Genomic DNA, 13,241 nt, shown 5'->3' with positions numbered 1-13,241 from the left:
TTCAGTGGTTGTGCGTGGCCAGGCCCATGCGGGCGGCAATGCGGAAGGCGTTGTAGGTGGCGTTGACGTCGGCTTTGCCCTGGCCGGCGATGTCATAGGCCGTGCCGTGGGCCGGCGTGGTGATGGGCACGGGCAGGCCGCCCTGCACGGTCACGCCCTTGCTGAAGCCCATCAGCTTGATGGCGATCTGGCCTTGGTCGTGGTACATGGTGACGATGGCTTGGTACTCACCATCGCGGGCTTTGAGGAAGATGGTGTCGGCCGGGAACGGCCCCCCCACCGCAATACCTTCTTCGGCCAGTTCGCGCACTGCGGGCTGGATGGTGTCGATCTCTTCACGTCCGCAGGTGCCGCCGTCGCCGCCGTGCGGGTTGAATGCGGCCACGGCCACCTTGGGTTGGGTAAAGCCTGCGGCCTGCAGCGAGCGGTAGATCAGCCGCGTGGCATCCTTGATGCGGTCCTTGTTGAGGTAGCTGGCGGCGTCTTTCAGCGGGATGTGCGAAGACACGCGCGAGGTCCACAAATCGCCCAGCGTGTTGAACTCGCAGAAGTAGTTGCTCACACCCAGGTATTCGGCGAAATGGTGGAGTTCATCTTCATGCTTCAGGCCGCCTTGCTTCATGGCGAACTTGTTCAGCGGGCCGAAGCAGATGGCGTCCACCTCGCGGCGCTTGGCTGCATCCATGCAGGCATTCAGCACGGTCAGCACCGATGCGCCGCCGGCTGCCTGGGCCTGGCTGCGCTGCACTTGCGCGGCGGCGACGGTGTCCATCGTCAGCCAGGCGGCTTGTGTGGTGTCAGCCCGGTTGCGGACCTCGGCGAAGCTGTTCACCGGCTGGGTGGCGATCTGCAGGCCGGCGATCTTTTGCCCATCGGCCCAGAGCCAGGCATCGCCGACCAGCACAATGTTGGCATGGCTGGGGGCGTCGGTCTGGCCCAGCAGCCGGGCGATCAACTCAGGGCCGATGCCGGCGGGGTCGCCCAGGGTCAGGGCGACGACGGGTTTCTGTTCCATGGCGAAGGTGCTTTCTTGGTGGTGTTTCCGAGCGGAGACAACCAAGCTAAGCCCGCATGGCGGGCTGCACCTGAATTTGTCTCCGAATACTTTCTTATGGCTGCATCTTAGAAAGTCGATTGATTCCCGTATATTGAAAGTATTTGATGAATCAATTCCTTGGGGTTATCAATTGACAGCCACGACCGACACCACCAGCCAGTTGCTGAACCGCTTGCGCATGCGCCAGATCGCCTTGCTGCTGGCGATTGGCGAGCATCGCACCTTGCACGCCGCATCGCAGCAGATGGGCATGACCCAGCCGGCGGCCACCAAGATGCTGCACGAGCTGGAAGATGCCCTGGGCCAGCGCCTGTTCGATCGCGTGGGCCGTGGCCTGACCCTGAACGCGGCTGGCCTGGCGGTGATGGACACTTTCCGCGGCATGCGCGGCACCATGGAGGCCCTGAACCGCGAGCTGCAGGAGCTGCGCCTGGGCGGCGCGGGCAAGTTGTTCATCGGCTGCATCATGGCCGCGTCGCCCGGCCTGCTGACCGACACGCTGATACGCCTGCGCGAGGAGTACCCGCTGCTGTCGATAGAGATTGCCGTGGAGACCAGCGACCGCCTGGTGGAGCAGCTGCGCGAGGGCGCGCTGGATGTGGTGATTGGCCGTATGCTGGGCCCGGCCACGCAGAACCATGTGTTTCGCCCCCTGGGCGAGGAGCCGCTTTCGGTGGTGGTGGCGACCGACCATCCATTGGCCGAGCGCAGCAGCGTGTCGTTTGACGACATGCTGCAATACCCGTGGATCTTGCAGCCGCACGGCAGCCCCATGCGCGAGGTGCTGGAGCAGGAGTTCCGCGACCACCACACCAGCTTCCACCGGGGGCTGATCGAGACATCGTCCATCCTGACCACCACCAATCTGATTTTCAAGACCCAGATGATTGCGGTGATTCCCGAGTCCAGCGCCAGCCGCTACCAGACCCATGGCCTGTTGAAGATACTGCCCTACACCATCGCCCACAAGCTGGCCGCCTACGGCAGCATTGTGCGCAGCGACCGGCCTGTCAGCGCGGCGGCGGCGCGTTTTCTGGAGTTATTGCACTCTTAAGCGTTTTAGGCCGCCAGCGCAGGTAATACCTGCGCCAGCAGCTATTAAAACTGTAGTGTTAGCCCAGCGTGACCAGGCGGTCGCCAGGGGCTTGTGCATCGGCCGTGAGCTCGTCTAGCGTCTTCAGCTGGGCGTACAGCGGCGTGAAGTCGGGCGCCGTCAGGTCAAACAGCTGCTGGAAGCTGTCGATGACGAAGTAGGTCTGCTGGTAGCTGTCGATCTTGTAGCGGGTGCGCATGCAGCGCAGCACGTCCAGCAGCAGGCGCTGCGGCTCGGGGCTGCGCACGCTGTGCTGCAGTTCGCCCGATGAGCTAAGGATGCCTGCGCCGTAGGCCCGCAAGCCATCTGCCTGGCGCACCAGGCCGAACTCGATGGTGTACCAGTACAGGCGCGACAGTTGCTCGCAAGCGCCCAGACCATGGGCCTTCAGCCCGCCCGCGCCATAGGCCTGCATGTGCTCGGCAAACACTGGGTTGAACAGCAGGGGCACGTGGCCAAACATATCGTGAAACACATCCGGCTCGACGATATAGTCCATCTCCTCGGGTGTGCGTATCCAGTCCGTCACCGGGAACTTGCGGTTGGCCAGCAGGGTGAAGAACGGCACCTCGGGGATCAGCCCGGGCACGGCCACTACCTCCCAGCCGGTGGCAGGACGCAGCCGCTCGTTGATTTCCTCGAAGCGTGGAATCCGGTCTTTCACGCCCAGCAAGGGCAGGGCGGCGATGAATTCATCGCAGGCCAGGCCGGGCACCAGGGCCGACTGGCGCTCGAACAGCTGTCGGTAGGTGTCGTGGTCCTGCGCGGTATAGGCCGCGTAGTTCTGCGGGCAGGTGTAGTCGGCTAGCACCAGGCCGTCGCGGTCATAGTCGCCCCGTGGTGGACGGCTGCCTTCGCCGTAGATGACTGGCGCGGGCGGGGTGTTCAGTGCAGCCATTTGTCGGTCGTTGCCTTGTACTCGCCGGTGGCCTGGGCCAGGTGCAGCCATTGGTCCACAAAAGCCTTCATGGCCACGTCGCCACGCGGCAGCAGATAGGCCATTTCGCCGTACTGCAGCGGCTTGTCGGGGTTGACGGCACACAGGCCGGGTTTGAGTTTTTGCTGCACCAGGGCTTCGGCGGCTTCGGTGACGAACACGTCGGCGCGGCCCTGCTGCACCTCGTCAAAAATGGTCAGGTTTTCGGGATGGATGGTTAGCGTGGCCTGTTTGTAGTTGGCTTTGGCAAACTTCTCGTTGCTGCCGCCGGGGTTGGCCACGGCACGCACGCCGGGCTTGTCGATGTCGGCCAGGGTTTGGAACTTGCCCACGTCGGCGCAGCGCACGATGGGCGTCTTGCCGTTCACCATGTAGGCGGTGCTGAAGAAGGCTTTCTTTTGCCGTTCGGTGGTGACCGAGATGCCGCCTACGCCGATATCGCATTTACCAGCCACCAGGTCGGGCAAGAGATTGGCCCAGCTGGTTTTGACGAACTCGACCTTGGCACCCAGGGCCTTGGCCAGCGACTGGGCCAGGTCGGCGTCTATGCCCTCGAACACGCCATCGGCCCGCAGAAAGCTGAACGGCTTGTAGTCGCCCGGCGTGCAGGCGCGCAATACGCCGGTTTGCATCACGGTGTCCAGCGTGGAGGCGGTCTGCGCCTGTGCGCCCAGGGCACTGCCCAGGGTCAGTGCGAACAGAGTGGCGGTGCGGCGTAACGAAAGCTTCATGGTGTTCCTGTGGTGGAGTGGGGGAAGGGCGAGAACTGCGATTCACTGTAGTCCCGCGTGGACACAATTTTTATGCGAATGCAGAAACATTTGCGACATTGGCGCAGCTAAGCTGCAAAATAATCCATATGGAAGCATTGGACAAGATAGATCGCCTCATTTTGCGCAGCCTGCAAGCCGATGGTCGGGCCACTTACGAGCAGCTGGCTGAGGCCGTGAGCCTGTCGCCCAGCGCCGTGCTGCGCCGGGTCAAGCGGCTGGAGGACTCGGGCGTGATCGACCGCTACGTGGCGCTGGTCAAGCCCGAAGCCGTGGGCCTGGGCCTGACCGCCTATCTGAACGTGCGGCTGGAAAAGCACACTGAGATCCACAAGCGCAACCCCATGGACGTGTTTCGCGCGAGCGTGCAGACCTGGCCCGAGGTGGTGGAGTGCGCGTCGCTCACCGGCGAGATGGACTACCTGCTGCGCGTGGTGGTAGCCGATATGCAGGCGTACTCGCGTTTCATCATGGACACCCTGCTCAAGCACCCCAGCGTGGAAGACTGCAAGACCAGCTTTGTGCTGGACCATGTGAAAGTGACTACCGCGCTGCCGGTTTGAGAGTGTGTTTTCAGAGCCCGGCCGGCGGAACTATTCGGCATATTCCGGGGGAATTGCCCTTGGGATGCGCGGAGGCGGACAGGAGGTCTTGGGGTTTTAGGTACAAACCCTTATATTTCAGCCATGGTTGAACCTACGCATGCTTTGAAGACGACCCCAGCCGGGCGGGAGTCTCTGCTGTCCGATTTTGGGCGGACAAAGCCTGCCGATGGCAGCAGCTCGGTGCTGGTGCCCATACGCTCCCTGGGCGAGGGCCACCGTGCACGCATTGCCGCCCACTTGCTGGCGCTGGATGCACATGACCGGTTTTTGCGCTTTGGCTATCCGGCGCAGGACCACAACATCCAGGCCTATGTGGACGGCCTGAACTTCGAGCGCGACGACATCTTCGGCATCTACAACCGCCGCCTGGAGTTGATCGCCATGGCCCACCTGGCCTACACGGTGAACCCCGAGTTCAAGGCCTGTGCGGAGTTTGGCGTGTCGGTGCGTAGCAAGGCCCGTGGCCGTGGCTACGGTGCGCGTCTGTTCGAGCGCGCCACCATCCATGCGCGCAACCAGGGTGTGGAGTTGTTGTTCATCCACGCACTGAGCCAGAACACCGCGATGCTGAAGATTGCCCGCAATGCGGGCGCCGTGGTGGAGCGCGACGGCACGGAAACCGAGGCCTTTTTGCGCTTGCCGCCGGCTACGCTGGACAGCCGCATCGCCGAAATCGTGGAAGAGCAGTTCGCCCAGACCGATTACCGCTTGAAGATCCAGGCCAAGCATTTCTGGGATTTTCTGGAAAGTCTGCAGACGATGCGCCAAGGGGGCGTGAAGGGCAAAAAAACTCGCTGATGCGAGGTATTTGCCCGGTTTTACCCTTTGTTCACAGCAATCCGCTATCCTAGCGGCTTCTTAACAACCGCACGTCCTGCGCCCAAGGCTGTGTCAGACCCGTATCCCGCGCGCTCGTCCTTCTCCGCTCCTGAACGCGAAGACAAGCGCGGCTTCTTGCAAAAGTTGGCCGAATTCATCCATCCCGGCCCCGATTCGCGCGACGAATTGCTAGAAACCCTCTCCGACGCCGAAGAAAACCACATCATCGGTGCCGAGTCCCATGCCATGCTGGAGGGCGTGATCCGCATGGCCGACATGAGTGCCGGCGACGTCATGGTGGCCGCCACGCGCATGGACTTGCTGAACATCGCAGATCCGTTCGACGAACTGCTGCACGTGGTCATCGAGACCGCCCACTCCCGTTTTCCGGTGTACGAGGGCGAAAAAGAAAACATCATCGGCATCCTGATGGCCAAGGACCTGCTCAAGCTGCAGCGGGCGCCCGAGCTGAACATCCGCGCCCTGCTGCGCCCGGCGGTGTTTGTGCCGGAAACCAAGGGCCTGAACGACCTGCTGCGTGACTTTCGCGGCAACCGCAACCACCTGGCCATCGTGGTCGATGAATTTGGCCGCATTGCGGGCCTGATCACCATTGAAGATGTGCTGGAGCAGATCGTCGGCGAGATCGAGGACGAGTTCGATATCGCCGAGGACGAAGGCGACATCTTCGGTCTGGCCGACCGTACTTACCGCGTCAGCGGTGACACCTCCATCGACCGCGTCAACGAAGCCTTTGGCGTGAAGTTGGCCGGTAGCGACCCGAATGACGCGTTCGACACCATCGGCGGCCTGATCGCCCATGAAATGGGCCATGTGCCCAAGCGCGGCGAACACCACGCCATGGCGGGCCTGAACTTTCTGGTGCTGCACGCCAAAGGCGGTGCGGTGCGCTGGTTCAAGGTCTCCCCGGTGGCCGACGGCGACAACACCGGCTGATGCGCCGCCTGTGGTTGCGACCCGGCGCCAGTGTGGCGCTGGTGCTTTGCGTGCTGGCGGGATTGGCACAGGCGGTGTCCATCGCCACGCCCTGGAACGGCCAGCCACTGTGGTGGCTGCAAATCCTTTCTCTTTCTGTATTGGTCTGGCTGCTGCAAGGCAGTGCCACGCCCCGACAGGCCGGGCTGCGCGGCTGGCTGTTCGCCTGGGCCTGGCTGTCGGGCACCTTCTGGTGGCTGTTTATTTCCATGCACACCTACGGCGGCCTGCCAGCGGTGCTGGCCATGTTGGCGGTCGGTGGACTGGCGGCCGCCCTGGCCTTGCTGTATGGCTTGGTTTCTGCGGTTTTTAGGGCGCTTGCGCCCGTAAATTCTGCACTGAGTGCTATCGTTTTTGCATCATTCTGGCTGCTGGCCGAGCTGGCGCGTGGGCAATGGTTGACCGGCTTCCCTTGGGGGGCTGGCGGCTATGCGCAGCTGGATGGCCTGGCTGTGTTCGCCCGTTATGTGGGCGTGTACGGCGTGGGCTGGGTGGCGGCGTTGGTGGCGGCCTGGCTGGTGGCGCGACATTGGCGGGGTCTGGGGGGCGTGCTGCTGCTGGCTCTGGGTGCCGGTTCTTTAAGCTTGCCGCCGAGCGACCCGCAGGCCACGTTGTCGGTGAGCCTGCTGCAGGGCAATATCCCGCAGGACGAGAAGTTCCAAGCCGGCACCGGCATTCCCATCGCGCTGCAGTGGTATGCGCAGCAGCTGGGCCAGGCGCAGACCCCCTTGGTGGTGGCGCCGGAAACCGCTGTGCCCATGCTGCCGCAGGAACTGCCAGCGGGTTACTGGCAGTCTCTGCTGCAGCGCTTTGCCATGGGCGAGCAGACCGCCCTGGTCGGCTTGCCCTTGGGCAATGCTCGCGATGGCTACTTGAATGCTGTGGTCGGCTTGCAGCCCGGCCAGCCGCAGATGTACACCTATGCCAAGCACCACCTGGTACCTTTTGGTGAGTTTATCCCGCCGCTGTTCAAGTGGTTCACGCAAATGATGGACATCCCGCTGGGTGACTTCAACCGGGGGGCGGTGGGCCAGGCATCCTGGCCGGTGGCCGGCCAGCGCTTGGCGCCGAACATCTGCTACGAGGATTTGTTTGGCGAAGAGCTGGGCGCGCGTTTTATCGACCCGGCGCAGGCGCCGACCATCTTTGTCAACGTCAGCAATATCGGCTGGTTTGGCGATTCGCTGGCCATGGACCAGCACTTGAGCATCTCACGCATGCGCACGCTCGAATTCGAGCGGCCCATGCTGCGCGCCACCAATACCGGCGCCACTGCCATCATCGACCACCAGGGCCATGTGCTGCAGGCGCTGCCGCGCTTGACCCGTGACGTGCTGGTGGGCGAAGTGCAGGGCCGGGGGCTGAACGCTACCAGCGGCTGGCGCATCACGCCCTATGCCTGGTGGGTCTCGCGCTGCGGGCTGTGGCCGCTGTGGCTGCTGGGCGTGTTGACCTGGTTTGCGGCTTGGAAATGGGGCCGGCGCGCACCTAGGGAAAAACCCGGCGTATGACGTTTGTGTGACGGGTTATGCCTACAAGGCATGGCTCTTGCGTAGTGTTTTGTGGGAGCACCGATACCATCGGGCACCTCTGATTTGAGGCGTGTTTCCACAAGCAAAATTACCAGGAGCCATTTGTATGCGAGCCCATTTCCGGATCGAAAAATTCATTGCAGGTACCGCCATCGCCGCCATGTCCGCGCTGGCTACTTTGGCCCACGCCCAGACAGCCAAGCCCAACGTGGTGATTCTGGCTACCGGCGGCACGATTGCGGGCGCGGGTGCATCGGCATTGAACAGCGCTACCTATGCCGCTGCCAAGGTCGGGGTCGAAAAGCTGATCGCCGGCCTGCCCGAGTTGGCCAATGTGGCCAATGTGCGTGGCGAGCAGGTGTTCCAGGTGGCGTCTGAAAGCCTGACCAACGACAACCTGCTGACTCTGGCCAAGCGTGTTTCGGCCCTGGCCAAGCAGGCTGACGTGGACGGCATCGTCATCACCCACGGCACCGACACCGTGGAAGAAACCGCCTACTTCCTGACCCTGGTGGAGCACACCAACAAGCCCATCGTGATGGTCGCCTCCATGCGCCCTGGTACGGCCCTGTCGGCCGACGGCGCGCTGAACCTGTATGACGCAGTAGCCGTGGCCGGCAGCAAGGACGCCATGGGCAAGGGCGTGCTGCTGACCATGAACGACACCATCGACAGCGGCCGTGACGTGAGCAAGAACGTCAACGTCAAGACCAATGCTTTCTCCAGCCAATGGGGCCCGCTGGGCATGATCGTGGAAGGCAAGAACTACTGGTTCCGCGCCCCGGTCAAGCGCCACACCATGAACTCCGAATTCGACATCGACACCATCACTTCGCTGCCCCAGGTGGAAATCGCCATGGGCTATGAAGGTGTGGCGCCCACCGCGATCGAAGCCCTGGGCAAGAGCGGCATCAAGGCGCTGGTCCACGGTGGTCCGGGCAATGGTTCGGTGGCCGACCGCATCGTGCCCTACCTGCAAAAAGTGCGTGCCGATGGCGCCATCGTGATCCGCAGCTCGCGCGTGCCGGACGGTTTCGTCATCCGCAATGCCGAGCAGCCTGACGACAAGTACGACTGGGTGGTCGCCAACGACCTGCGCCCGCAAAAAGCCCGCATCCTGGCCATGGTGGCCCTGACCAAGACCTCGGACACCAAGGAACTGCAGCGCATATTCTGGGAGTATTGAACACCCCCAGGCTGCGCGCACTTCGTGTCGCTTCGCCAACCCCCTTGCAGGGGGCGATGCCTGCAGCCCGGCGTAGCCGGTTCTGCGGCATCCTTGGGATGGGGCAGGGGCGTCTTTAAACGCTTGCTCTGAAAATAATAGCTGTTACCGCACGATCTATGTGCGTTAGCGGCTATTTTTTTGGTTCAAGTGGCACTTGCTTGGAGGGGGAGGGGCGGCCTTCGCGCCAGGCTTTGGCGCGTGCCTTGGAGGCCCGTGCGGTGGCCCGCCGTTCGCGCTGGTGTTTGCGGTGCTGCAGGACCAGCGCCCACGCCACGACGGCAAGCAGCATCACGACGCCGCCGACCAGGTACGCTATAAACCACGCAAAATTGCTACCTGTCTGCTCCATTCGTCCTCCTGTTCTGCAACTTGTATGTAAATGTAAGTGATGTGTGGGCTCTCGGCCCTCCGACTTGGCAGAGTCGGTTTGCGGGCCAAGGTTCGCGGCCCCGTAAAATCAAAGATTAGTCCGCCTCCGGCGGCCTCTTCTTTTGCAGACCTCCATGAAGACATTCCAGCAAATCATTCTGACCCTGCAGTCCTATTGGGCTGACAAAGGCTGCGCCCTCCTGCAACCGTATGACATGGAAGTGGGCGCGGGCACCTCGCACACCGCTACCTTTTTGCGCGCCATCGGCCCCGAGCCGTGGAAGGCCGCCTATGTGCAGCCCAGCCGCCGCCCCAAGGACGGCCGCTATGGGGAAAACCCGAATCGTTTGCAACATTACTACCAATACCAGGTGGTGCTCAAGCCCGCACCGGCAAATATCCTGGAGCTCTACCTGGGTTCTCTGGAAGCGCTCGGCTTCGATTTGAAGAAGAACGATATCCGCTTCGTCGAAGACGATTGGGAAAACCCCACGCTGGGCGCCTGGGGCCTGGGCTGGGAAGTCTGGCTCAACGGCATGGAAGTCACCCAGTTCACCTACTTCCAGCAGGTCGGCGGCATAGACTGCAAGCCCGCCACCGGCGAGATCACCTACGGCCTGGAGCGCCTGGCCATGTACCTGCAAGGCGTGGACAACGTCTACAACCTGGTCTGGACCGAAGGCCTGAATGGCGAGAAACTGACGTATGGCGATGTGTACAAGCAGAACGAGGTCGAGCAATCCACCTACAACTTCGAGCACAGCGACACCGACTTCCTGTTCACCGCCTTCACCGCGCATGAAAAGCAGGCCAAGCATCTGGTAGCCGAACAACTGGCCCTGCCCGCCTATGAACAGGTATTGAAAGCCGCACACAGCTTCAACCTGCTGGACGCACGCGGTGCCATCAGCGTGACCGAACGTGCCGCCTACATGGGCCGCATCCGCAACCTGGCCCGCAGCGTGGCGCAAAGCTACCTGGACAGCCGTGCCCGCCTGGGCTTCCCGATGGCGCCCAAGGAGTGGGCCGCCGAAGTCCTGGCCCAGATTGAAAAGAAAGCCGCCTGATATGACCGTGAAGAATCTATTGGTGGAGCTGTTTGTTGAAGAGCTGCCCCCTAAGGCCCTGAAGAAGCTGGGCGACGCTTTTGCCGGCGTGCTACTGGAGCAGCTGCAGGCCCAGGGCCTGGCCAGCGCCGAATCGCAAGTCACCGCGTTCGCTTCGCCACGCCGCCTGGCCGCGCACATCACCGCCGTGGCCGCATTCGCTGCCGACAAGGCTGTGTCCGCCAAGCTGATGCCGGTGGCTGTGGGCCTGGGTGCCGATGGCCAAGCCACGCCTGCGCTGCTCAAAAAGCTGCAAGCCCTGGGCGCCGACGCATCCGCCGTCGCCAGCCTGAAGCGCGCCATGGACGGCAAGGCCGAGGCCTTGTTCCTGGAGCGCACCGTGGCCGGTGCCAAGCTGCAGGAAGGCCTGCAAAAAGCCTTGCTGGAAGCCATTGCCAAGCTGCCCATCCCCAAGGTCATGACCTACCAGTTGTCCAGCGGCTGCGCGCTGCCCGGCTGGAGCAGCGTCAGCTTTGTGCGCCCTGCGCACGGCCTGGTGGCGTTGCACGGTGCCGACGTGGTGCCGGTGGAGGCCCTGGGCCTGCAGTCCGGCAACACCACCCACGGCCACCGCTTTGAAGCCGCTGTGGACCCTGTGGTGTTGAAAGACGCCGACAGCTACGCCGCCACGCTGGCCAAGGACGGCGCCGTCATCGCCAGCTTTGCGGATCGCCGTGCCGACATCGTGCGTCAGCTAAATGCGGCTGCAGCGCAGATCGGTGGTGGGGTGCGTGCTATCGAAGATGAAGCATTGTTGGACGAAGTCACCGCCCTGGTCGAGCGCCCCAATGTGCTGGTCTGCAGCTTCGAGGAAGAATTCCTCGGCGTGCCGCAGGAATGCCTGATCCTGACCATGAAGGCCAACCAGAAGTACTTCCCGCTGCTCGACGCAGCCGGCAAGCTGACCAACAAGTTCCTGGTGGTCAGCAACATCAGCCCGGCCGACGCCAGTGAAGTGATCGGCGGCAACGAGCGCGTGGTCCGCCCGCGTCTGGCCGATGCCAAGTTCTTCTTCGACCAGGACCGCAAGAAGACGCTGCTGTCGCGCGTCGAAGGCCTGGGCAAGGTGGTCTACCACAACCAACTGGGTTCGCAGGGCGAGCGCGTAGAGCGCGTGCGCGCCATTGCCAAGGCAATTGCACAGCAGTTGGGCGGCGACGCGCTGGCGGCCCAGGCCGACCAGGCTGCGCAACTGGCCAAGACCGACCTGGTGACTGACATGGTGGGCGAGTTCCCCGAGCTGCAAGGCACCATGGGCCGCTACTACGCACTCAACGACGGCCTGAGCGCCGACGTGGCCGACGCGATCGAAGACCATTACAAACCCCGATTCGCTGGCGACAGCCTGCCGCGCAACCCCGTGGGTATTGCCGTGGCCCTGGCCGACAAGCTGGAAACGCTGGTGGGCATGTTCGGCATCGGCAACCTGCCGACTGGCGACAAAGACCCGTTCGCGCTGCGCCGCCACGCGCTGGGTGTGATTCGCATGCTGACCGAGCAAAACCTGTCGCTGGACGTAACTGCTCTGGTGACGGGTGCCTTTGACGTGCTGGGCGACAAGCTGACTGCGGGGCGCGATGCCTCGGTGCAGGCCTTATTGACCTTTATGTTTGACCGCCTGGGCGGTAGCCTGCGTGAAGAAGGCTATAGCGCCCAGGAAGTGGACGCCGTGCTGGCCCTGCGTCCGCAGCGCCTGGCCGAAGTGCCTAAGCGCCTGGCCGCCGTGCGCGCCTTTGCCGCGCTGCCCGAAGCCGCAGCCCTGGCAGCAGCTAACAAACGCATCGGCAACATCCTGAAAAAGGCCGCCGCGGTGGTGGACCCCCATGTCAGCCCCGTGTTGCTCAAGGAAGCCGCCGAAGTCGCTTTGTTCGAAGCCATGCAGCAGGTGGCTCCTGTGGCCCTCGCGCAGTTCGAGGCCGGCGATTACACCGCGTCCTTGCAGTCCCTGGCGGCCTTGCGCGCGCCGGTGGATGCGTTCTTCGACGGCGTCATGGTGAATGCCGAAGAGATCGACGTGCGCCTGAACCGCCTGGGCCTGCTGCAAAGCCTGCACGACGCCATGAACCGCGTGGCGGACCTTTCCAAGCTGGCCGCGTAAACCTGAAGCCCATGCCCGGAGCCCACGCCATGAAACTCGCCATCCTGGACCGCGACGGCACCATCAATGCCGACAGCAGCGATTTCGTCAAGTCGCCGGAAGAGTGGCTGCCGCTGCCGGGTGCGCTGGAGGCGATTGCCAAGCTCAACCATGCGGGTTGGCATGTGGTGGTGGCGACCAACCAGTCCGGCCTGGGCCGGGGGCTGTTCGACATGGCTGCGCTGAACGCCATGCATGCCAAGATGAACAAGCTGCTGGCGGCCGTGGGCGGCAAGGTGGACGCGGTGTTTTTCTGCCCGCATGCGCCGGATGAGGGCTGTAGCTGCCGCAAGCCCGCGCCAGGCCTGTTCGAGCAGATTGGCGATCGCTACGGCATCGAGCTGCAGGGGCTGCCGACCGTGGGCGACAGCCTGCGCGACCTGCAAGCCGGCATCGCGGCGGGCTGTGAGCCGCACCTGGTGCTGACCGGCAAGGCCGCCTGCTACCGTGGCCAGGCCAGCCTGCCGCCCGAATATCCGGTGGGCACCTGGGTGCACCAGGACTTGCTGGCCTTCGCCAACTTCGTCATCGGCCGCGAGCAACCCGCCAAGACCTGATTTCCGTTTGCTATAGTTTGTATAGCTGTATGCGC

13 protein-coding genes are annotated in these 13,241 nt (G+C 63.2%); 9 read left to right on the top strand and 4 right to left on the bottom strand.

The genetic code is table 11. From position 1 onward, the window contains the following. Nucleotide 1: 1 nt before the first annotated feature. On the bottom strand, nucleotides 2-1,015 hold the full coding sequence (locus tag AC07O2_RS01485) for a 4-hydroxythreonine-4-phosphate dehydrogenase PdxA (RefSeq protein ID WP_495073967.1): 1,014 nt from the start codon (nucleotides 1,013-1,015) through the stop codon (nucleotides 2-4). 220 nt (nucleotides 1,016-1,235) lie between these two features. Here AC07O2_RS01485 and AC07O2_RS01480 point away from each other — a divergent pair, with 220 nt between their 5' ends. Next, nucleotides 1,236-2,111, top strand: a complete 876-nt coding sequence (locus tag AC07O2_RS01480) for a LysR family transcriptional regulator (RefSeq protein ID WP_495074219.1) — start codon at nucleotides 1,236-1,238, stop codon at nucleotides 2,109-2,111. 58 nt (nucleotides 2,112-2,169) lie between these two features. Here AC07O2_RS01480 and phhA read toward each other — a convergent pair whose 3' ends face one another. Both phhA and AC07O2_RS01470 read right to left on the bottom strand, forming a co-directional pair. Continuing rightward, nucleotides 2,170-3,048, bottom strand: a complete 879-nt coding sequence (gene phhA / locus AC07O2_RS01475) for a phenylalanine 4-monooxygenase (protein ID WP_495073966.1) — start codon at nucleotides 3,046-3,048, stop codon at nucleotides 2,170-2,172. Continuing rightward, the gene (locus tag AC07O2_RS01470; protein ID WP_495073965.1) at nucleotides 3,036-3,818 is read right to left on the bottom strand and encodes a transporter substrate-binding domain-containing protein; all 783 of its coding nucleotides are present in this window, start codon (nucleotides 3,816-3,818) and stop codon (nucleotides 3,036-3,038) included. The genes phhA and AC07O2_RS01470 overlap by 13 nt, the downstream gene beginning before the upstream one ends. Nucleotides 3,819-3,946: 128 nt before the next feature. Here AC07O2_RS01470 and AC07O2_RS01465 point away from each other — a divergent pair, with 128 nt between their 5' ends. From AC07O2_RS01465 to AC07O2_RS01445, 5 genes are all read left to right on the top strand, one after another. Then, nucleotides 3,947-4,420: an Lrp/AsnC family transcriptional regulator gene (locus AC07O2_RS01465; RefSeq protein ID WP_490591031.1), complete on the top strand. Its 474-nt coding sequence runs from the start codon at nucleotides 3,947-3,949 to the stop codon at nucleotides 4,418-4,420. A 123-nt stretch (nucleotides 4,421-4,543) separates the two neighbouring features. After that, complete coding sequence (locus tag AC07O2_RS01460; RefSeq protein WP_495073964.1) at nucleotides 4,544-5,260, top strand: GNAT family N-acetyltransferase; 717 nt, start codon at nucleotides 4,544-4,546, stop codon at nucleotides 5,258-5,260. A gap of 90 nt (nucleotides 5,261-5,350) precedes the next feature. Continuing rightward, nucleotides 5,351-6,238, top strand: coding sequence for a CorC family transporter (locus AC07O2_RS01455; RefSeq protein WP_495073963.1), 888 nt, complete (start codon nucleotides 5,351-5,353; stop codon nucleotides 6,236-6,238). Next, entirely contained in the window at nucleotides 6,238-7,788 is a 1,551-nt protein-coding gene (gene lnt / locus AC07O2_RS01450; RefSeq protein ID WP_495073962.1) for an apolipoprotein N-acyltransferase, read from the top strand. Before AC07O2_RS01455 ends, lnt begins: the two co-directional genes overlap by 1 nt. 181 nt (nucleotides 7,789-7,969) lie before the next feature. Then, nucleotides 7,970-8,995, top strand: a complete 1,026-nt coding sequence (locus AC07O2_RS01445) for a type II asparaginase (RefSeq protein ID WP_495074218.1) — start codon at nucleotides 7,970-7,972, stop codon at nucleotides 8,993-8,995. 172 nt (nucleotides 8,996-9,167) lie between these two features. Here the strand turns inward: AC07O2_RS01445 and AC07O2_RS01440 are convergent, their stop codons facing one another. Further along, the gene (locus AC07O2_RS01440; RefSeq protein ID WP_495073961.1) at nucleotides 9,168-9,386 is read right to left on the bottom strand and encodes a hypothetical protein; all 219 of its coding nucleotides are present in this window, start codon (nucleotides 9,384-9,386) and stop codon (nucleotides 9,168-9,170) included. A 154-nt stretch (nucleotides 9,387-9,540) separates the two neighbouring features. On the opposite strand from AC07O2_RS01440, the gene glyQ reads away from it, so the two are divergent. Genes glyQ through gmhB form a run of 3 tightly spaced genes read left to right on the top strand, consistent with a single transcriptional unit; the run spans nucleotide 9,541 to nucleotide 13,206 of the window. Beyond that, nucleotides 9,541-10,473, top strand: a complete 933-nt coding sequence (gene glyQ, locus AC07O2_RS01435) for a glycine--tRNA ligase subunit alpha (protein WP_495073960.1) — start codon at nucleotides 9,541-9,543, stop codon at nucleotides 10,471-10,473. 1 nt (nucleotide 10,474) lies between these two features. Next, nucleotides 10,475-12,610 carry a glycine--tRNA ligase subunit beta gene (glyS, locus tag AC07O2_RS01430; RefSeq protein WP_495073959.1) on the top strand — a complete coding sequence of 712 codons (2,136 nt, stop codon included), beginning with the start codon at nucleotides 10,475-10,477 and terminating at the stop codon, nucleotides 12,608-12,610. Between the two features lie 29 nt (nucleotides 12,611-12,639). After that, entirely contained in the window at nucleotides 12,640-13,206 is a 567-nt protein-coding gene (gene gmhB / locus AC07O2_RS01425; protein ID WP_495073958.1) for a D-glycero-beta-D-manno-heptose 1,7-bisphosphate 7-phosphatase, read from the top strand. The last annotated feature ends 35 nt before the right edge of the window (nucleotides 13,207-13,241 follow it).

This window comes from Rhodoferax sp. GW821-FHT10B06, assembly GCF_059415605.1.
This window is presented reverse-complemented; position numbering and strand designations above follow the sequence as displayed.

Excerpts from the sequence above, each read along its gene's own strand:
- AC07O2_RS01485 (WP_495073967.1), bottom strand. The coding sequence starts at position 1,015 with ATGGAACAGAAACCCGTCGTCGCCCTGACCCTGGGCGACCCCGCCGGC.
- AC07O2_RS01480 (WP_495074219.1), top strand. The coding sequence starts at position 1,236 with ATGCGCCAGATCGCCTTGCTGCTGGCGATTGGCGAGCATCGCACCTTG.
- phhA (WP_495073966.1), bottom strand. The coding sequence starts at position 3,048 with ATGGCTGCACTGAACACCCCGCCCGCGCCAGTCATCTACGGCGAAGGC.
- AC07O2_RS01470 (WP_495073965.1), bottom strand. The coding sequence starts at position 3,818 with ATGAAGCTTTCGTTACGCCGCACCGCCACTCTGTTCGCACTGACCCTG.
- AC07O2_RS01465 (WP_490591031.1), top strand. The coding sequence starts at position 3,947 with ATGGAAGCATTGGACAAGATAGATCGCCTCATTTTGCGCAGCCTGCAA.
- AC07O2_RS01460 (WP_495073964.1), top strand. The coding sequence starts at position 4,544 with ATGGTTGAACCTACGCATGCTTTGAAGACGACCCCAGCCGGGCGGGAG.
- lnt (WP_495073962.1), top strand. The coding sequence starts at position 6,238 with ATGCGCCGCCTGTGGTTGCGACCCGGCGCCAGTGTGGCGCTGGTGCTT.
- AC07O2_RS01445 (WP_495074218.1), top strand. The coding sequence starts at position 7,970 with ATGTCCGCGCTGGCTACTTTGGCCCACGCCCAGACAGCCAAGCCCAAC.
- AC07O2_RS01440 (WP_495073961.1), bottom strand. The coding sequence starts at position 9,386 with ATGGAGCAGACAGGTAGCAATTTTGCGTGGTTTATAGCGTACCTGGTC.
- glyQ (WP_495073960.1), top strand. The coding sequence starts at position 9,541 with ATGAAGACATTCCAGCAAATCATTCTGACCCTGCAGTCCTATTGGGCT.
- glyS (WP_495073959.1), top strand. The coding sequence starts at position 10,475 with ATGACCGTGAAGAATCTATTGGTGGAGCTGTTTGTTGAAGAGCTGCCC.
- gmhB (WP_495073958.1), top strand. The coding sequence starts at position 12,640 with ATGAAACTCGCCATCCTGGACCGCGACGGCACCATCAATGCCGACAGC.